The 17027-nt window shown below is 62.5% G+C and carries 16 protein-coding genes; 4 read left to right on the top strand and 12 right to left on the bottom strand.

Going from position 1 to position 17027, the window contains the following annotated elements; translation table 11 throughout:
- Positions 1 to 346: 346 nt before the first annotated feature.
- The 6 genes from msrQ to AC2T4A_RS09340 all read right to left on the bottom strand — a co-directional run bounded on the left by msrQ (position 347) and on the right by AC2T4A_RS09340 (position 6282).
- Positions 347 to 955, bottom strand: a complete 609-nt coding sequence (gene msrQ / locus AC2T4A_RS09365; protein WP_486743157.1) for a protein-methionine-sulfoxide reductase heme-binding subunit MsrQ — start codon at positions 953 to 955, stop codon at positions 347 to 349.
- Positions 955 to 1965: a protein-methionine-sulfoxide reductase catalytic subunit MsrP gene (gene msrP, locus AC2T4A_RS09360; protein WP_486743156.1), complete on the bottom strand. Its 1011-nt coding sequence runs from the start codon at positions 1963 to 1965 to the stop codon at positions 955 to 957. Before msrP ends, msrQ begins: the two co-directional genes overlap by 1 nt.
- 57 nt (positions 1966 to 2022) lie before the next feature.
- A complete protein-coding gene (gene pssA / locus AC2T4A_RS09355; protein ID WP_088416411.1) occupies positions 2023 to 2847 on the bottom strand; it encodes a CDP-diacylglycerol--serine O-phosphatidyltransferase in 825 nt (274 codons plus the stop codon).
- Between the two features lie 149 nt (positions 2848 to 2996).
- Positions 2997 to 4013 (bottom strand): ketol-acid reductoisomerase, encoded by a 1017-nt coding sequence (gene ilvC, locus AC2T4A_RS09350; protein ID WP_017516327.1) that lies wholly within the window; start codon positions 4011 to 4013, stop codon positions 2997 to 2999.
- Between the two features lie 44 nt (positions 4014 to 4057).
- Complete coding sequence (gene ilvN / locus AC2T4A_RS09345) at positions 4058 to 4549, bottom strand: acetolactate synthase small subunit (RefSeq protein WP_081520739.1); 492 nt, start codon at positions 4547 to 4549, stop codon at positions 4058 to 4060.
- A gap of 2 nt (positions 4550 to 4551) precedes the next feature.
- Complete coding sequence (locus AC2T4A_RS09340) at positions 4552 to 6282, bottom strand: acetolactate synthase 3 large subunit (protein ID WP_081520738.1); 1731 nt, start codon at positions 6280 to 6282, stop codon at positions 4552 to 4554.
- A gap of 403 nt (positions 6283 to 6685) precedes the next feature.
- On the opposite strand from AC2T4A_RS09340, the gene AC2T4A_RS09335 reads away from it, so the two are divergent.
- Positions 6686 to 7138, top strand: a complete 453-nt coding sequence (locus AC2T4A_RS09335) for a DUF4124 domain-containing protein (protein WP_416750020.1) — start codon at positions 6686 to 6688, stop codon at positions 7136 to 7138.
- Between the two features lie 7 nt (positions 7139 to 7145).
- Here AC2T4A_RS09335 and AC2T4A_RS09330 read toward each other — a convergent pair whose 3' ends face one another.
- From AC2T4A_RS09330 to mrcB, 3 genes are read right to left on the bottom strand one after another with little or no spacing between them, the layout of a single operon-like run.
- Complete coding sequence (locus tag AC2T4A_RS09330) at positions 7146 to 7475, bottom strand: YqcC family protein (RefSeq protein ID WP_416750022.1); 330 nt, start codon at positions 7473 to 7475, stop codon at positions 7146 to 7148.
- Positions 7475 to 8302: a tetratricopeptide repeat protein gene (locus AC2T4A_RS09325; protein WP_416750024.1), complete on the bottom strand. Its 828-nt coding sequence runs from the start codon at positions 8300 to 8302 to the stop codon at positions 7475 to 7477. Before AC2T4A_RS09325 ends, AC2T4A_RS09330 begins: the two co-directional genes overlap by 1 nt.
- A gap of 16 nt (positions 8303 to 8318) precedes the next feature.
- Positions 8319 to 10643 (bottom strand): penicillin-binding protein 1B, encoded by a 2325-nt coding sequence (gene mrcB / locus AC2T4A_RS09320; protein ID WP_486743155.1) that lies wholly within the window; start codon positions 10641 to 10643, stop codon positions 8319 to 8321.
- Positions 10644 to 10860: 217 nt separating this feature from the next.
- Here mrcB and AC2T4A_RS09315 point away from each other — a divergent pair, with 217 nt between their 5' ends.
- From AC2T4A_RS09315 to AC2T4A_RS09305, 3 genes are all read left to right on the top strand, one after another.
- The gene (locus AC2T4A_RS09315; RefSeq protein ID WP_486743154.1) at positions 10861 to 12423 is read left to right on the top strand and encodes a bifunctional aminoglycoside phosphotransferase/ATP-binding protein; all 1563 of its coding nucleotides are present in this window, start codon (positions 10861 to 10863) and stop codon (positions 12421 to 12423) included.
- A 229-nt stretch (positions 12424 to 12652) separates the two neighbouring features.
- A complete protein-coding gene (locus tag AC2T4A_RS09310) occupies positions 12653 to 12925 on the top strand; it encodes a TfoX/Sxy family protein (RefSeq protein WP_024767178.1) in 273 nt (90 codons plus the stop codon).
- A gap of 104 nt (positions 12926 to 13029) precedes the next feature.
- Positions 13030 to 13830 (top strand): cyclic nucleotide-binding domain-containing protein, encoded by an 801-nt coding sequence (locus AC2T4A_RS09305; protein WP_045216845.1) that lies wholly within the window; start codon positions 13030 to 13032, stop codon positions 13828 to 13830.
- A 527-nt stretch (positions 13831 to 14357) separates the two neighbouring features.
- Here the strand turns inward: AC2T4A_RS09305 and AC2T4A_RS09300 are convergent.
- From AC2T4A_RS09300 to AC2T4A_RS09290, 3 genes are read right to left on the bottom strand one after another with little or no spacing between them, the layout of a single operon-like run.
- Positions 14358 to 15254 carry a ChaN family lipoprotein gene (locus AC2T4A_RS09300; RefSeq protein WP_486743153.1) on the bottom strand — a complete coding sequence of 299 codons (897 nt, stop codon included), beginning with the start codon at positions 15252 to 15254 and terminating at the stop codon, positions 14358 to 14360.
- Between the two features lie 11 nt (positions 15255 to 15265).
- On the bottom strand, positions 15266 to 16033 hold the full coding sequence (locus tag AC2T4A_RS09295) for a heme ABC transporter ATP-binding protein (protein WP_486743152.1): 768 nt from the start codon (positions 16031 to 16033) through the stop codon (positions 15266 to 15268).
- Entirely contained in the window at positions 16033 to 17016 is a 984-nt protein-coding gene (locus tag AC2T4A_RS09290) for a FecCD family ABC transporter permease (RefSeq protein WP_478379339.1), read from the bottom strand. The genes AC2T4A_RS09295 and AC2T4A_RS09290 overlap by 1 nt, the downstream gene beginning before the upstream one ends.
- Between the last annotated feature and the right edge of the window lie 11 nt (positions 17017 to 17027).

Raw genomic sequence — 17027 nt, 5'->3', positions numbered from 1 at the left:
ACCGAGGCGCGCATTCTACGCCAACCTCATCTTTCGTCAAGCTTTATTTTTCGAAAATCTCTTTTCTACTCAATCGCTTGTGCTTCAGTGAAGGAAACCTTCTCATCAGCGGGAGGCGCATTCTACAGCGATCAAACTCGCTGTCAACCACCTCGGCGATCTTCTTTTCAGCTCGCTGCCGGGCAGCTAATGAAAAGCGACAAGTGAATCACCTGCCTGACCACCACCCTCAACTTTGAATCTCTGTAAGTACTTGATTTTCAAGTTCTTTCAGCGATTCGTCGCTGGGAGTGGTGCGCATTATAGGGAGTTTAAATGGGCCGTCAACGACTAATTTAAACTTTCTTCAGTTAGCTGCCAGGCGGCCCCGTAGCAGCGGTAGCCGTCGAGCCACAGACGGCACCCGCAATAGCAGCAGGAGCAGGCCGATAGCCGCATAAATCATCCAACGCTCCAGATCGGACCGTACGACCCACAGCATATGCAGCAATCCCAATCCGAGGATGACATATATCAGGCGATGCAGTTTCTTCCAGCCCGCCCCCAGCTTGCGCATGCTGTAGCGATTGGAGGTCAGCGCCAGGGAAAGCAACCCGAGGAAGGCAATGAACCCGACGATGATGTAAGGCCGCTTGCGCAATTCGACTCCCAACTGCGCCCAGTCCAATCCCAGGATGAAGACGGCATAGGCACTCAGGTGTAGCACTATATAGGTGAAGCACCACAACCCCAGCTGACGACGAACCTGCACCCAACCGCCCCAGCGGGTGATCTTCTGCAGCGGCGTCATCGACAGGGTAATAAGCAGGAGAATCAGACCGCCCTGCCCTAAGCGATCGACCAATGCCTTACCGGGGTCCGGACCGAGGGCGAAGATCCACGCCTGGTACAACCAATAGAGGGGCGGCAACAACGCAGCCAGAAACACACCGGCCCGCCAGTACGGATAGCGCATCAGTAATCCTTCTTCAGGTCCATGCCCGCATAGAGCGAAGCGACTTCATCGGCATAGCCATTGAACATGAGGGTAGGACGAACATTGGGACTGAATAGTCCGCTGGGCAGCCGACGCTCGCGCGCCTGACTCCAGCGGGGGTGATCCACAGTCGGGTTGACGTTGGCATAGAAGCCGTACTCGTCCGCAGCCAGGCTCTGCCAGGTAGTCTTGGGCTGCTCCTCAACGAAGCTGATCCGCACAATGGACTTTGCACCCTTGAAGCCGTACTTCCATGGCACGACCAGACGAAGCGGCGCGCCGTTCTGGTTCGCCAGCACCCGGCCATACATGCCGACCGCCAATATCGCCAATGGATGCATCGCCTCGTCCATGCGCAACCCTTCCACATAGGGCCAGTCGATCAGGGCAAAGTTGGATTGCACCCCCGGCATATCCTTGCGATCCACCAGTGTTTCGAAGCGGACGTACTTGGCCTTGCTGGTCGGCTCAACCCGTTTGATCAGTTCGGAAATGGGAAAACCGATCCACGGAATGACCATCGACCAAGCCTCGACGCAGCGCAAACGGTAGATACGCTCTTCCAGCTGATAAGGCTTGATGAAGTCCTCGAGTGCGTATCTGCCGGGCTTGCCCACCTCACCGTCGATCACTACTGACCAGGGCTCGGTTTTCAATGCCCCCGCATTGGCAGCGGGATCGCCCTTGTCCGGGCCGAACTCGTAGAAGTTGTTGTAGGTGGTCGCGTCCTTGAACGGCGTGATGGCCTCATCCTTCACCGTCACGGCGTCCCATCGAGTAACGGCGAGCTTTTCTGCCAGCCAGGAAGGAGCAGTCGCCTCGGCCACATCGGCATAGCGACCACCTTCGGCAAAGCCCAGGCGCGGCAATCCGGAGAGAGCGGCAGCCGCCATCGCACCACCGAGAAAGTGGCGACGGGAAAGATAGAGGGATTCGGGGGTAACTTCCGACTCGTGGCAATCGGAAAGGCGGGACGACTTGATCAGCATGACGGGCTCCGCAACTACTGGCTGTATGCGCCAGTAGACTGCGGAGCCCGCTGGAAATTACACGGCGGGCGGCTGCTTGCGACGGCGCAATTGCAACAAGTATTGCACCGGGCCGGAGGCGGCGTAAGCAAGGAACAGCAGGAGCAGGATGCGCGGCGGGTCGGTGAAGACCACGGCGAATGCCAGCACCACCACCAGGATCGCCATGAACGGCACACGGCCGCGCAGGTCAAGATCCTTGAAGCTGTAGTACTTGATGTTGCTGACCATCAGCATGCCGGCAGCGGCGACCATCAGGGCCACCAGCAGGGAAACCTTGGCACCCTGCACATCGAAGTCAGCAAATGCCCACACCGTACCAGCAACCAGCGCTGCGGCGGCCGGGCTGGCCAGACCGATGAAGTAGCGCTTGTCGGCCTTGCCCACCTGGGTATTGAAGCGAGCCAGGCGCAGCGCGGCACCGGCCACATAGATGAAGGCAACCATCCAGCCGACCTTGCCCAGACTGCTCAGCGCCCACTCGAAGGCAACCAGCGCCGGCGCGACGCCGAAGGCGACCATGTCGGACAGCGAGTCGTACTCGGCGCCGAAGGCACTCTGGGTATTGGTCAGACGGGCTACACGACCGTCAAGGCCATCCAGGACCATGGCAACAAAGATGGCAATGGCGGCGTTGGAGAAATCACCGCTCATGGCATTGATGATGGCGTACAGCCCGGTGAACAACGCCGCGGTGGTGAACAGGTTGGGCAGCAGGTAGATGCCGCGATGACGAACCTTGCGACCTTCGGCGTCATGGCCCTCTTCGATGTGCTCATCGATGGGCAGCAGACTTTCTTCGGTGTCGGAAGCCTTGTTGGGCTCCTCGTGACCTTCACTCATGGACGATTCCTTGAGAACTCGTTGAGGCTGAGATTCGCCGGGGCACGCTACTGCGCAGACTCACCCGACGCCCCCGCTTTATACCAGATCACCGCCCCTAAACGAAAAAACGCGGCAAGCGCCGCGTTTCTTCGTTTGTCGAAAGGACCTTAGTTCTTGGTCTTGTCGACGATCTTGTTGGCAGCGATCCACGGCATCATGGCGCGCAGCTGCTCGCCGATGACTTCGATGCCGTGAGCGGCGTTGTTACGGCGCTTGGCGGTCATCGACGGGTAGTTGGTGGCGCCTTCGGAGATGAACATCTTGGCGTATTCGCCGTCCTGGATGCGCTTCAGAGCGTTGCGCATGGCCTGACGGGATTCGGCGTTGATCACTTCCGGACCGGTCACGTACTCCCCGTATTCGGCGTTGTTCGAGATCGAGTAGTTCATGTTGGCGATGCCGCCTTCGTACATGAGGTCGACGATCAGCTTCAGTTCGTGCAGGCACTCGAAGTAGGCCATTTCCGGAGCGTAACCGGCTTCGACCAGGGTTTCGAAACCAGCTTTCACCAGTTCTACGCAACCGCCGCACAGAACAGCCTGCTCACCGAACAGGTCGGTTTCGGTCTCGTCCTTGAAGGTGGTTTCGATGATGCCGGTACGGCCGCCACCAACGCCACAGGCGTAGGACAGGGCGACGTTCTTGGCATTGCCCGACGCGTCCTGGTAGATAGCGATCAGGTCAGGAATGCCGCCGCCCTTGACGAACTCGGAGCGCACGGTGTGGCCCGGAGCTTTCGGCGCGATCATGATCACGTCGAGGTCAGCGCGCGGTACGACCTGGTTGTAGTGGATGGAGAAGCCGTGGGCGAAGGCCAGGGTAGCGCCCTTCTTCAGGTTCGGCTCGATCTCGTCCTTGTACAGGCGGCCCTGGAACTCGTCCGGGGTCAGGATCATGACCAGGTCGGCAGCGGCAACGGCTTCAGCCACTTCGGCGACTTTCAGGCCGTGGTTCTGAGCCTTGGCAACGGAGGAAGAACCCGCACGCAGGCCGACGGTGACGTCGACGCCGGAGTCTTTCAGGTTGCAGGCGTGGGCGTGGCCCTGGGAACCGTAACCGATGATGGCAACTTTCTTGCCCTGAACGATGGAGAGGTCACAGTCTTTATCGTAGAAAACGCGCATTTGGGTAATCCCCTGTCAGTTGGCCTCGTGGGCCGTATTTCAAATCAGATGCTGAGAGTCTTGTCGCCACGGGCAATGCCGGTGACGCCGCTACGGACAACTTCGAGGATCGACGCAGTGCCGACGGCCTGGATGAAGCTGTCCAGCTTGTCGCTGGTACCGGCCAACTGCACGGTGTAGACGCTGCTGGTGACGTCGACGATCTGTCCGCGGAAGATGTCGGTGGTGCGCTTGACCTCGGCGCGCTGGGCGCCGGTGGCCTTCACTTTCACCAGCATCAGCTCGCGCTCGATGTGCGCACTCTCCGAGAGGTTCACCAGTTTTACCACCTCGATGAGCTTGTTGAGGTTCTTGGTGATCTGCTCGATGACCTCATCCTGACCGGCGGTGGTCAGGGTCAGGCGCGACAGCGTCGGGTCCTCGGTCGGAGCGACGGTCAGGCTTTCGATGTTGTAGTTGCGCTGGGAGAACAGGCCGACAACGCGGGAGAGCGCGCCGGGTTCGTTTTCCAGCAGCAGGGAAATGATGTGTCGCATGATCAGGTACGCTCCGTCTTGCTCAGCCACATGTCGCGCATCGCACCACCGCGGATCTGCATCGGGTAGACGTGCTCGCTGGTATCGACCTGGATGTCGAGGAAGACCAGGCGATTCTTCATCGCGAAGGCTTCTTCCATCATCGGTTTCAGGTCCTTCAGGTCGGTGATGCGCATGCCGACGTGGCCATACGCTTCAGCCAGCTTGACGAAGTCCGGCAGCGATTCCATGTAGGAGTGCGAATAACGGCTGTTGTACTGCATGTCCTGCCATTGGCGGACCATGCCCAGCGCACCGTTGTTCAGGTTGACGATCTTCACCGGCAGGTCGTACTGCAGGCAGGTGGACAGCTCCTGGATGTTCATCTGGATGCTGCCTTCACCGGTCACGCAGGCGACGTCGGCCTCGGGGAAGTTCAGCTTCACGCCCATGGCGGCCGGGAAGCCGAAGCCCATGGTGCCCAGGCCACCGGAGTTGATCCAGCGGTTGGGCTTGTTGAAGCGGTAGTACTGCGCCGCGAACATCTGGTGCTGACCCACGTCGGAAGCGACGAAGGCATCACCGTTGGTGACTTCGCAAAGCGTCTCGATCACGGTCTGCGGCTTGATGATGCTGCCGTCGCCCATGTTGTACGGGAACAGGCCGCGAGTGCCGCGCCATTCCTCGATCTGCTTCCACCAGGCAGCCTGGGCTTCCTTGTTCGGGGTCTCACCGATTTCCTTGAGGATCGCGACCATTTCGGTCAGGACGCTATCCACCGGACCAACGATCGGGATGTCGGCCTTTACAGTCTTGGAGATCGAGGCAGGGTCGATATCGACGTGGATGATTTTGGCGTTCGGACAGAACTTGGCGGCGGTCTCGCCGTTGATCACGCGGTCGTCGAAGCGCGCGCCGACAGCGAAGATCACGTCAGCGTGGTGCATCGCGAGGTTCGCGGTGTAGCTGCCGTGCATGCCGAGCATGCCGACGAACTGGCGATCGGTTCCCGGATAGCCACCCAGCCCCATCAGGGTATTGGTGACCGGTACGTTGAGCATGCGGGCCACTTCGGTCAGCGGCTCGGCAGCATTGCCCATGATCACGCCACCACCGGCGTAGATGATCGGGCGCTTGGCGGCCAGCATCATCTCGGCGGCCTTGCGGATCTGGCCGGAGTGGCCACGAACCGCCGGGCTGTAGGAGCGCAGCTTCACTTTTTTCGGATAGTTGTATTCGAACTTCTGGGTCGGGTCGCCCATGTCCTTCGGAATATCGATCACCACCGGGCCGGGACGGCCGGACTGGGCGATATAGAAGGCCTTCTTGATGACCTCAGGGATTTCCGACGGGTGCTTGATGATGAAGCTGTGCTTCACGATCGGGCGGGAGATACCGACCATGTCGGTTTCCTGGAACGCGTCGGTACCGACCATGTTGCTCGCTACCTGGCCGGAGATCACCACCATCGGGATGGAGTCCATGTAGGCGGTAGCGATGCCGGTGACGGCGTTGGTCGCGCCGGGACCGGAGGTCACCAGCACCACGCCCGGCTTGCCGGTGGCGCGCGCATAGCCGTCGGCCATGTGGGTAGCGGCCTGCTCGTGGCGAACCAGGATGTGGGTTACTTCGTTCTCTTTGAAGAGAGCGTCGTAGATATGCAGGAGGGCACCGCCCGGGTACCCGTAGATGTACTTAACGCCTTCGTCACGCAGGGAGCGGACGACCATTTCAGCGCCGGATAAAAGTTCCACGTTGTCACCTCTAGAACGCTATATACGGAAACCCCCAACGTGGGGGACCGACTTGGATGGCTGCCCGGCAGACATGGGCGAATGTAATCGCCGGCTACGTCGACTGCCGATTGAGCAGAACCTGGAGACACTCCTGTTTGTGTTACGGAGAGCCTCCACCCAGCGCGAGGTAACGCGAAACAGGGTGAAACTTTGCGGCGCGGGTAGCACCTCTTGTCTGCCGAGTAAAACCAGCTTGCGGCCGGCCCACTGCAGCGAACCTTGGATTCTTCTGAAACGAAGCGGTCAAGTCAAGCCATATATAGCTTTGAATGAAGCGGGGATGTGAACTTTCTCAGAGTGAATAAGCGCACGATTTGGTTATAGTTACCGACAGACTCCGCCTCCCAAGGACCGACAAAGCATGCGACGGACGATTTTCATGGGCAGCCTGCTGCTCGCACTGGCCCCGACCGTGATGGCCGCGCAGGTCTACAAATGGGTCGACGCCCAGGGCATCACCCACTTCGGCGCGCAGCCACCGCAAGGCGCCGACGCAGCCACCGTGAACACCAATACGGCGCCGCCCAAGGCCAGCAGCAACTTCCCGCCGCCGGCCGCCGTCAAGTCGACGCTGCCGCCCACTGAAGACGAGAAGCAGAAGGCCGCCGACGAGAAGGTTCGCCAGGAAGTGGCCCAACAGGAAGCCGAGCGCCTGCAGCAATGCGAAAAGCTGCGTACCGACCTGGCCCAACTGAAGAACAACCCACGCATCCGCGTGGATGACGGTAACGGCGACCTGCGCCGTATTAGCGAAGAAGAACGCCAGGGGCGTATCGCGGCCAGCGAGAAGAGCCTCCGCGAGAACTGCAACTGACGCCAGATCAGGGCGTCGGGCTGATCAACTGATCGAAGGCGCCAAGCGCTTCCAGCAGCGCCGCTACCCGAGCGCCTTGATTGGCATAGGCCATCTCTGCGATAGCGCGGATGCCCGAGGCACTGGGCAGATCCGCGCCGCTCTCGATGATCAGCTTCATCCGCGGCAGGAAGATCCACTGCAGCCACTCTTCCAGCGCCAGCGTATCCACGCAGAAGGGCTCGATGCTGGAAAGCCTGTCCGTCGACGGGCTTTCACTTCCCCACATTCCAATCGCACGCAACTCCCGCTCGATCAGCAACAACTGATCGGCGACGGCCAGCACGCGCGCATCCATTACAGGGTCACCTTGGCTTTCTGACGGGCCTCGGCGGCGCCGGAGGCGTTGCCTTGCTGATCACGGCACTTGGCGATCAGGTCCCACAGACTGGCCTGCATGGTCGGACGACCATTGGCCAGCGACAGGCCACGCAACGCAACCTGTTCGGCCTGGGCGGCATCGCCCTGGGCCAGGCGGACCTGAGCCAGCTTGTAGAGCACCTGCGGCTCGCGCGGAGCGATGCGTTGGGCGCGCTCCAGGCTGGCAGCAGCGCCATTCAGGTCACCACCGCCCTGCTGCTGCGAGGCGGAGGTCAGCAGCGCCAGCACCGGACCATCCAACTGCTCGTCCGCCGACAGGCCAGAGTTGCTCGACGGAATCCCGGACGGCCCCTGGTAGGTGCTGCCCTGGCTCGATGGCGCAGCCTGCTGGTTCTGGTACGCCGGCTGCTGGTAGGTCTGCGACTGAAAACCGCCGTTGGAGGTGATGCCGCCGCTGGTGGAGATCGGCTGCTGCGAAGAATAAGTCGAGCCGGTTGCTCCCGGAGCCGTGGTCATCGGCGAGGTGCTGATCGGCGCGGCGCCGGTCTGCGCCGGGAAGGTCTGGATCGGTGCCATGCCGGCATCCTGCGGGACCATCACGGTAACGCCGGAGTCACCTTGCGGGATGCTCTGGCCAGCGCCGGTGCGAACCGGCGCCTGAGTGTTGCCGCCGCTGCGGCCGACACGTTCCGAGTTGGAGACGGAGGTACCGGAGTCCTGCACGGGAATCGCACCATGTTGCGGGGACGCACAACCGGACAGAAGCGCCAGAGTCGCCGACGCTGCAAACCAAGCTTTTCTCACTTCCAATCCTCTTGCATCAGTTCAACCAGCCGCGCACCCAGTCCATGACTTCGCCGGCCGGCGTCTGGTTTCCGCAACCTGCGCCCAGCGCAGGTTCGCTTCCTCGAATATAAGGCATCTGCACTGCGCCGGGGCAGTTGGCGTCAGTACCCTGCCCGGTATGCGGGTCGACCCACGCCTGTACGACATTATCCGGCATTGGCATGTCCAGCGGCGCGGGATTGGCCTTGCGCATGAAGCTGGTCCATATCTGCAGCGCACCGGTAGCGCCGGTGAGCGGCGTCTTGCCGTTGTCGTCACGACCGATCCAAACCACCGCCAGCAGGTCCTGGCCGAAGCCGGAGAACCAGCTGTCGCGCGAATCGTTGGTGGTGCCGGTCTTACCCGCCAGGGTCAGGGACGCCGGCAGCTGGTTGTAGACAGAGCGCCCGGTACCCTCGCGCATGACCCGCTGCATGGCGCTCTGCAGCAGGTAGATGGAGCCCGGATCGAAACGCTGCTCGACCTGGAAGGGATAACGCTTGAGCGGCTGGCCGTCGGCCGCCAGCACGCTGCGAATGCTACGCAGCGGTGTATTGAAACCACCGCTGGCGATGGTCTGGTACATGGTTGCCACCTGCATCGGGCTCAGCGCGCCCGCGCCCAGCAGCATCGACGGATAGGCCGGCCAGTTTGGCGAAACGCCCAGGCGCTCCAGCGTCTTCAGCACGTTCGGCACGCCCAGGTCGAGTCCCAGCCTGGCGGTGGACAGATTCAGCGAACGGGCCAGCCCCTGGTAGAGGAAGATGGTGCCGTTGGCAGTACCTTCATAGTTCTTCGGCGTCCATACCTGGCCGTCCTTGCCCTTCACCTGGAACGGCTGGTCCTGGATATAGCTGGTCAGGGTGTACTGGCTCGGACGCTCCAGCGCAGTCAGGTACACCGCGGGCTTGACCAGCGAACCGATCGGCCGCACCGCATCGACGGCACGGTTGAAGCCGGCGAAGCGCGGATCGCGGCTGCCCAGCAATGCCTGGATCTCACCGGTTTCCGGGTTGGTCACGACCATCGCGGTTTCGGTCTCGGCGACACCTTTGCGGCCTTCGAGGCGCTTGAAGGTTTCGCTGACGGCGGACTCGGCCTTCATCTGCAGGATGGGGTCGAAGCTGGTGAAGATGCGCAGGCCTTCTTCGGTCAGGTCCTCGTCGCGGTAATCCTCCCGCAGCTGGCGTTTCACCAGGTCGAGGAAGGCCGGGTAGGAGCTGTTGGCCATGCTGCCCTGACGGGTCACGCCCAGCGGTGCCTGCTTGGCGGCAGTCGCTTCGTCGGCAGTGATCACGCCCTGCTCGGCAAGCACGTCGAGCACCACGTTGCGGCGCTCCAGCGCGCGCTCGGGGTTGCGGCGTGGGTTGTAATAGGAAGGCCCCTTAACCATCCCGACCAGCAACGCCACCTGGGGCAGCTTGAGTTCGGACAACGGCTGGCTGAAGAAGTACTGGCTGGCGAGACCGAAGCCGTTCACCGAACGCTGGCCATCCTGGCCGAGGAACACCTCGTTGAGGTAGCCCTCGAGGATTTCGCGCTTGTCGTAATGCAGCTCAAGCAGCACCGCCATCATGGCTTCGGTGAGCTTGCGCGACAGACTGCGTTCGTTGGTCAGGAAGAAGTTCTTCACCAACTGCTGGGTCAGCGTACTGCCGCCCTGACGCAACTGGCCGGCGCTGGCGTTGACCCAGACGGCACGGGCGATGGACTTGATGGAAACCCCGTGGTGGGTCCAGAAATCACGGTCTTCCACGGCGACCAGGGTATCGATCAGGTACGGCGGCACCTGGTCGAGCTTGATCAGAATGCGGTCTTCGTTGTGCGCCGGGTACAGGCCGCCGATCAGCAGCGGCTCCATGCGCGCGACAGCAAGGTCGCCACCGTTGGCGCGACTCAGGCCGGCAACGTAGTCGCCGGAGAAGCGCACGCGAATGCGCTGCGCAGGCTCGGCGCCTTCATAGAACTGGAAGCCACGGGTATTGAGGTCGACGGCGTTGCCGGACACCGACACGGCGCCAGGCCCTGCGACCGACGTCTCGCGGCGGTAGCCCAGGGCATCCAGCTCACGCAGGAAGTCGTCCTTGCCCAGTTTCAGGCCGACGAACAGTTCCAGCGGCCGGGCATAGACCTTGGCAGGAATGGTCCAGCGCTTGCCGGAGAATTTCTCCTGGACAACCGCATCGAGGTACACGGCAAAACCGGCCAGCACCACTACGCCAACCAGACCGAGCTTGAGAGCCCAGCCCAGCCACTTGCGCATGGCAGGCGACGATTTGCCGCTTTTTTTACGAGGTTTGGAAGATCGGGGACGCGTCATGGCGGCGCATTATACGTACTTTATCCACAGGAGACAGACGCCGCTCCAGCGGGCGTCCGGGCTTGATGCGAACTGCCGCGCATCTATCAAAAACGGCAGTGGCCGAGCTATGACCCCGAGATGGCTATTTGGTTGCCGGTCAGCCCCAGAGTTTGCACCTGCCGACCCAGCCGCCATAATGCCTGCCTTTAGAAAATTCGATCGGAAAGGACATCACGTGAGCCAGACCTTACTCGCAGCCCTGCAGAACCCCGCCCTCTTCCCCCATCCGGTCGAAGGCTTTCGGGTCATCGAAACCCACATTTCCTGGGTGCTGCTCACTGGCTCCTACGTCTACAAGATCAAGAAGCCGGTGAACTTCGGCTTCCTCGATTTCACCGATCTGGCCAAGCGCAAGCACTTCTGCGAGGAAGAACTGCGCCTGAACCAACGCCTCACCGACGGCCTTTACCTCGACGTGATCGCCATTACCGGCAGCGAGTCCGCCCCGCAACTCAACGGTGAAGGCCCGGCAGTCGAGTACATGATCCAGTGCCGTGAGTTCCCGCAGAGCCAACTGCTCAGCGAAGTGCAGGCTCGTGGCGAGTTGGGTGCCGCCCACATCGACGGCCTGGCCAAACAGATCGCCGACTTCCACCTGCGCACCCCGGTCGTGCCGACCGAGCACCCGCTGGGCACTCCGCAAGCCTGCATGGCGCCGGTACGGCAGAACTTCGAGCAGATTCGCCCGATGCTCTCCGACAAGGCCGACCTGCTGCAGCTCGATGCGCTGGAAGCCTGGGCCGAATCCAGCTTCGAACGCCTGCACGACGTGTTCGAACAGCGCAAGGCCAACGGCTTCATCCGCGAATGCCATGGTGATATCCACCTGGGCAACGCCGCGATCATCGACAGCAAAGTCGTGCTGTTCGACTGCATCGAATTCAACGAGCCGTTCCGCTTCACCGACGTCACCGCCGACTACGCCTTCCTCGCCATGGACCTGGAAGACCGCGGACTGAAGTGCCTGTCGCGTCGCTTCGTCAGCCAGTACCTGGAATACACCGGTGACTATCAATCCCTGGCCCTGCTGAACTTCTACAAGGCGTACCGCGCCCTGGTACGCGCCAAGATCGCGCTGTTCAGCCTCGCCCACCAGACCGACGCCGTGCAGAAGGCCGCAACCCTGCGCCAGTACCGCAACTACGCCAACCTGGCGGAAAGCTACAGCGCCATTCCTTCGCGCTTCCTGGCAGTGACCGTTGGCGTTTCCGCCGTTGGTAAAAGCCAGGTCGCCCTGCGCCTGGTCGAAGCGCTGGGCGCAGTTCGCCTGCGCTCGGACGTCGAACGCAAGCGCCTGTTCGGCGAACAGAAGGCCGCCGTGCAAGGCCAGCTCAAGGGCGGCATCTACGACGCCGATGCCACCGCCACGACCTACAAGCGCCTGAACGAGCTGGCCGTGGATATTCTCCGCGCCGGCTACCCCGTGGTGCTGGACGCCACCTTCCTCAAACGCGAGCAGCGCGCCGCCGCCTGGGAAATCGCCGAGGAAACCGGCGTGCCGTTCCTGATCCTCGACTGCCACGCACCGGAGGCTGTAATTGCCGGCTGGCTGGCCCAGCGCCAGAGCGAAGGCAATGACCCGTCCGACGCCACCCTGGAAGTCGTCCAGGCGCAACTGGCCAGCCGCGACGCACTCAGCGCCGAGGAGCAGCAGCACGGCAAGCGTGTTGATACCCCGGACGCCGCCAGCCTGGACGCCCTGGTCGCGGGCATCCGCCAGCGCCTGCCGGGCCTCTGATCCACCGTCTGTCGGCCGGAGCCGCCCCACGTGGCGCTCTCCGGCCGCCAGGCAGGCCGCACAGGCAGCCTTCGACGACGACAACGCCCTGCCCCGCATTCTCGGCGATGTCACAAAGCCACGTTTTTCCCAGCCAACGCTACACTTCCTTCTGTGTGTCCGGCCGCTACGAGCAGTTCTCGGCCCCTTCAAGACCTGACACCCATCGTGCCCATCGCAAGGACAGACGATGAACGACGAACTGCTGCACCTGAAGAACCTCGGCAAGACCTCCGCCCAGTGGCTCCACGCCGTGGGTATCCATAACGCTGGCGACCTGCGCCGCCTGGGCGCCGTCGGCGCTTATCGGGCCGTGCGCGCGCGGGGCTTCCGCGCTTCGAAAGTGCTGCTCTATGCCATCGAGGGCGCCCTGCTGGATGTGCACTGGAACGACCTGCCCCCTGCGCACAAGGCGGCCCTTCTCGGCGAGCTCGAGACATTTCCCGCACGTAACAAGAGCTAGCTCACAAGCTCTGTGGGAAAATGTTTACGCAAGGTGCCTGTCCGCTTATGGTCTCAGGGTCCTTCGTGCGCCCTCGACCGTCGCCATATCAAGGAATTACGGCCATGTACCTACTCGGTGAACAACCCGCCTATGCCGATCGACTGATCAATCGGCTACAGGGCATCCCGGCGCAACTGCTCGCCGGCCTTGAGCCCGCCGGCGAAGCCATCCGCCTGGAACGGTCCGACGACCTGGAAGGCGAGCTGCCTGGCAAGCACCTGTTCCTCATCGAGAATGGCCTGGTCCATGCGCTGGTGGACGAACGCCCGCTGTTCTACCTGCAGGAAGGCGACCTGGTCGGCCTGCGGCAGGGCATCGAGTTGCCGCCCTGCCGCTACGTCAGCGAAGAGCCGCTGTGCCTGATCCCCTATTCGCGCAGCGAAGTGTTCCGCCATATCCACAGCCACGAACAGCGCCAGGAACAGTTCCTGCACTACCTGATCGGCCACACTGCGCTGCTGTCGGATGCCCTGGCGCATCTCAAACAGCCGGAGATTCGCCCGGCCACCGGATTCCAGCATTTCGCCGCCGGCGCCCAACTGATCCAGCAGGGCGACGACGCCGAGCACGTGTTCATCATCATCGAGGGCCATGCCGAAGCCTTCGTCGACGGGCAGAAGGTTGGTGATGTGCAGAAGGATGAAATCTTCGGCGCCATGGCCGTGTTCACCCGCGAGAAGCGTAGCGCCTCGGTCATCGCCAGCGAACCCTGCACCGTGATGGTGATCCCCAAGGACCAGTTCCTCAGCCTGATGCAGAGCAACCCGCGCATCGCCCACAGCCTCATCGAAGGCATGGCGCGGCGCATCGACCTGCTGAACAAGGAAGTCACCCAGCTGCGCCTGCAACGCCAGGCCGACTGATCTGCTCCCCCTCGAAAAGCCCGGCTCAGCGCCGGGCTTTTTCGTTTGTGCGGTAGGTATCTCGCGGGCGAGAAAAAACTGCAGAAAAGAGGTTGACTCTCAAATGATAATGATTATTATTGAGTCATCTGGTCGCGAGGCCAGATCGATAACCTCAAGAGACCACGCAGTCGGACTCTTCAGATTATCTCCTCATCAGGCTAATCACGGTTTCGACCCGGCACTTTGCCGGGTCTTTTTTTGCCCCGATTTTTTCCTTCGCGCAGCGCTTTCACGTCCACCGAAAAAATCTTCAGCCAGGTCGAAGAAAAGGTGTTGACTCTCAAATGATAATGGTTATTATTACAACCACTGGCTGCGAGGCCAGTTGGATAAGCTCGAGAGACCACGCAGTCGGACTCTTCAGATTATCTCCTCATCAGGCTAATCACGGTTTGGACCCGGCACTTTGCCGGGTCTTTTTTTGCCTGCGATTTGTGCGGCGACCGTCATTTGCCCAGAAACGAAAAAGGGGCCGTTCGGCCCCCTCACTGCTTGCCGCGCATCTGCGCGCAATAATCCGTTGGCGGCTGTGCCGGCGTGTACCAGACGAAGTCTGCCTGAGCCGGCGCTACCACCCTGCCAACTTCGGCCAGCATCACCACCTTCAGACCTTGCGCTGCGCCCAGATCCTGCAGGTGCAGCGGAACGCCCAGGTCGCGGCGCGCATGGAAGCTGCCAGCGATCAGCAGGGCTGGTTCAGGCGCCGCCTTGAAACGCTCGGCCAGGCGCCGGTCGCGCTGTTGCTGCACCGCCAGCATCGCCGGCAGCTGACTGTCCGGCAGCAGACCGCAGTGGGAATCACGGATGTCCTGCAGCAACGCATCGCGCACCGGAGCGGCAGTGGAGGCTGGTCCCTGCAGTTGGGGCAGATTCCGGTAGATATCCATGATTTCGCTGCGATCCAGGTTGCCCGCCAGCAACGGCGTCGGCTGCTTCACCAGCCAGGTCACCAGCGGGCCGTATTGGGACCAGTCCCAGCCCGGTTGCCAACGTAGCGCACCGATCAGGTCGCTTGGCGTCTCGCCCTTCTCCGCCAGGGCCTGGGTAGCGGTCACGGCGTTCTGCTGATCGGGGTTGAGCATCTCCAATAGCACGCTGCCACTCGGGCGCCGCTCAGCGAGTGCGCGTACCAGCCAGAGCTCGAGTGCATGATGATCGGGGTTGTCGTGCTGCTCGCCGACTATGACCCGCGGTGCGGCAGCCAATCGGTCAAGCAGTTGTGCCGGCGAAAGCTGTTCGCCGCTGCGCAGATCGCGGATCACACCGAGCTCGGCGCTGTCGCGCCCTTCCGGGCTCTGCCAGACCGGCAGCGGCGGAGCGGCCACCTGGCTCTGGCAGGCCACCAGCACCGCCAGCAGTGGGACGAATAAGACCTTGTGCATGGCGACTCCTTTCAACGCACGATGATCAGCGGATGGCCGCGTTCCGGGTGCTCCTGCACCAGCACATCGAGGCCGAAGACGGTACGCAGCGGCTCGGCCTGCAGCACCTCATGCGGTGTGCCAAGCAGATGCACACGCGACTCATGCAGCAGCAGCAGGCGATCACAGTAACGTGCCGCGAGATTGAGGTCGTGCAGGATCACCAGCACTGCTGCGCCGCGCCCGGCGAACTCGCGCACGGCCTGCAGCGTGGTGTGCTGGTGCAGCGGATCGAGGGCTGAGGTCGGCTCGTCCAGCAGCAGAATCTGCTGCGCCCCACCCGGCCAGAGTTGCGCCAGCACACGGGCGAGATGCACCCGCTGGCGTTCGCCACCGGAGAGCGCCAGGTAACTGCGCCCGGCAAGGTGCGAGGCATCCGCAGCAGCCATGGCTTCGCGGATGATTTCCTCGTCGCGCTGGCGGCCACTGTCGTGTGGCAGTCGCCCGAACCCGACGACGGCCTCGACGGGAAACGCGAAGTTCAGCGAGGACGATTGTGGCAGCACAGCCAACCGGCGTGCGCGCTCGGGACCTTGCCAGGACTCCAGGGCACGGCCGTCGAGGCTCACCGCCCCCCCGGCCAGGGGCAGTTCACCATTCATGGCGCCGAGCAGGGTGCTCTTGCCCGCGCCGTTGGGACCTAGCACACCGAGCACCTCGCCCGGCCGCAGCGTCACGCTCACCTCCTGCAGGACGGTCTGCGCGCCGCGCTTCACCAGCAGCTTGTCTGCGCACAGCATCAGGAACGCCCCCGGATCAGCAGGTAAAGGAAGAATGGCGCACCGATCAGCGCGGTAACGATACCGATCGGCAACTCCGCCGGCGCCAGAGCCAGCCGCGCGATCAGGTCGGCGAGCAGCAGCAGGATGGCGCCGCCGAACATAGAGGCGGGCAGTAGCACTCGGTGATCAGGGCCAACGATCAGGCGCAGCAGGTGCGGCACCACCAGGCCGATGAAGCCGATCATCCCGGCGGCAGCCACCGCCGCCCCGACACCCAGCGCGGTGCAGAGGATCAGTTCGACTTTCAACCGCTCGACATCGAAGCCCAGGTGACGCGCTTCGGATTCGCCCAACAGCAGCGCATTCAGCGCATTCACCCGGCGCGGCAACCAGCACGCCACCAACAGGGTGATCAGCAGCAACGGCCACAGCCGTGGATAGCTCGCGCCATTGAGGCTGCCGAGGTTCCAGAAGGTCAGCGTGCGCAGGGTCGCGTCGTCGGCGAGATAGGTGAACAGTCCGATCAGCGCGCCTGCGAGGGCCGTCAGTGCGATACCTGCGAGCAGCATGGTCGCCACGCTGGTCTGACCGTTATGACGCCCCAGGCGGTAGACCAGCGCCGTCACCAGCAGGCCGCCGGCAAAGGCGCATGCGGACAGCAGGTAAGGCGCGAAAGCCTCGGGCAGCCCACCGATGGATGCCCCGAAGACAATGGCAATTGCAGCGCCCAGCGCGGCACCGCTGGAAACACCAATCAATCCGGGATCGGCCAGCGGGTTGCGGAACAGCCCCTGCATCGCCACACCGGCCAGCGCCAGCACGCCGCCAGTGGCGATGCCCAGCAAGGTGCGCGGCAGGCGGATCTGCCCGACGATCAGCTCGGCCTGACCGAGGCCGTCGGCGGACACCGGCAAACCGACCATGTGCGCCAGCGCGCGCAGCGTATCGCCCAGCGGCAGGCTCACCGGCCCGAGGGCCAGTGAGAGCCAGACAACCAGCAGCAGGAGAAAAC

It is taken from the genome of Pseudomonas sp. PVC-3-1 (genome assembly GCF_057444315.1).
Note: the sequence above shows the minus strand (reverse complement) of the source record. Positions and strands in the feature narration are given on the sequence as shown.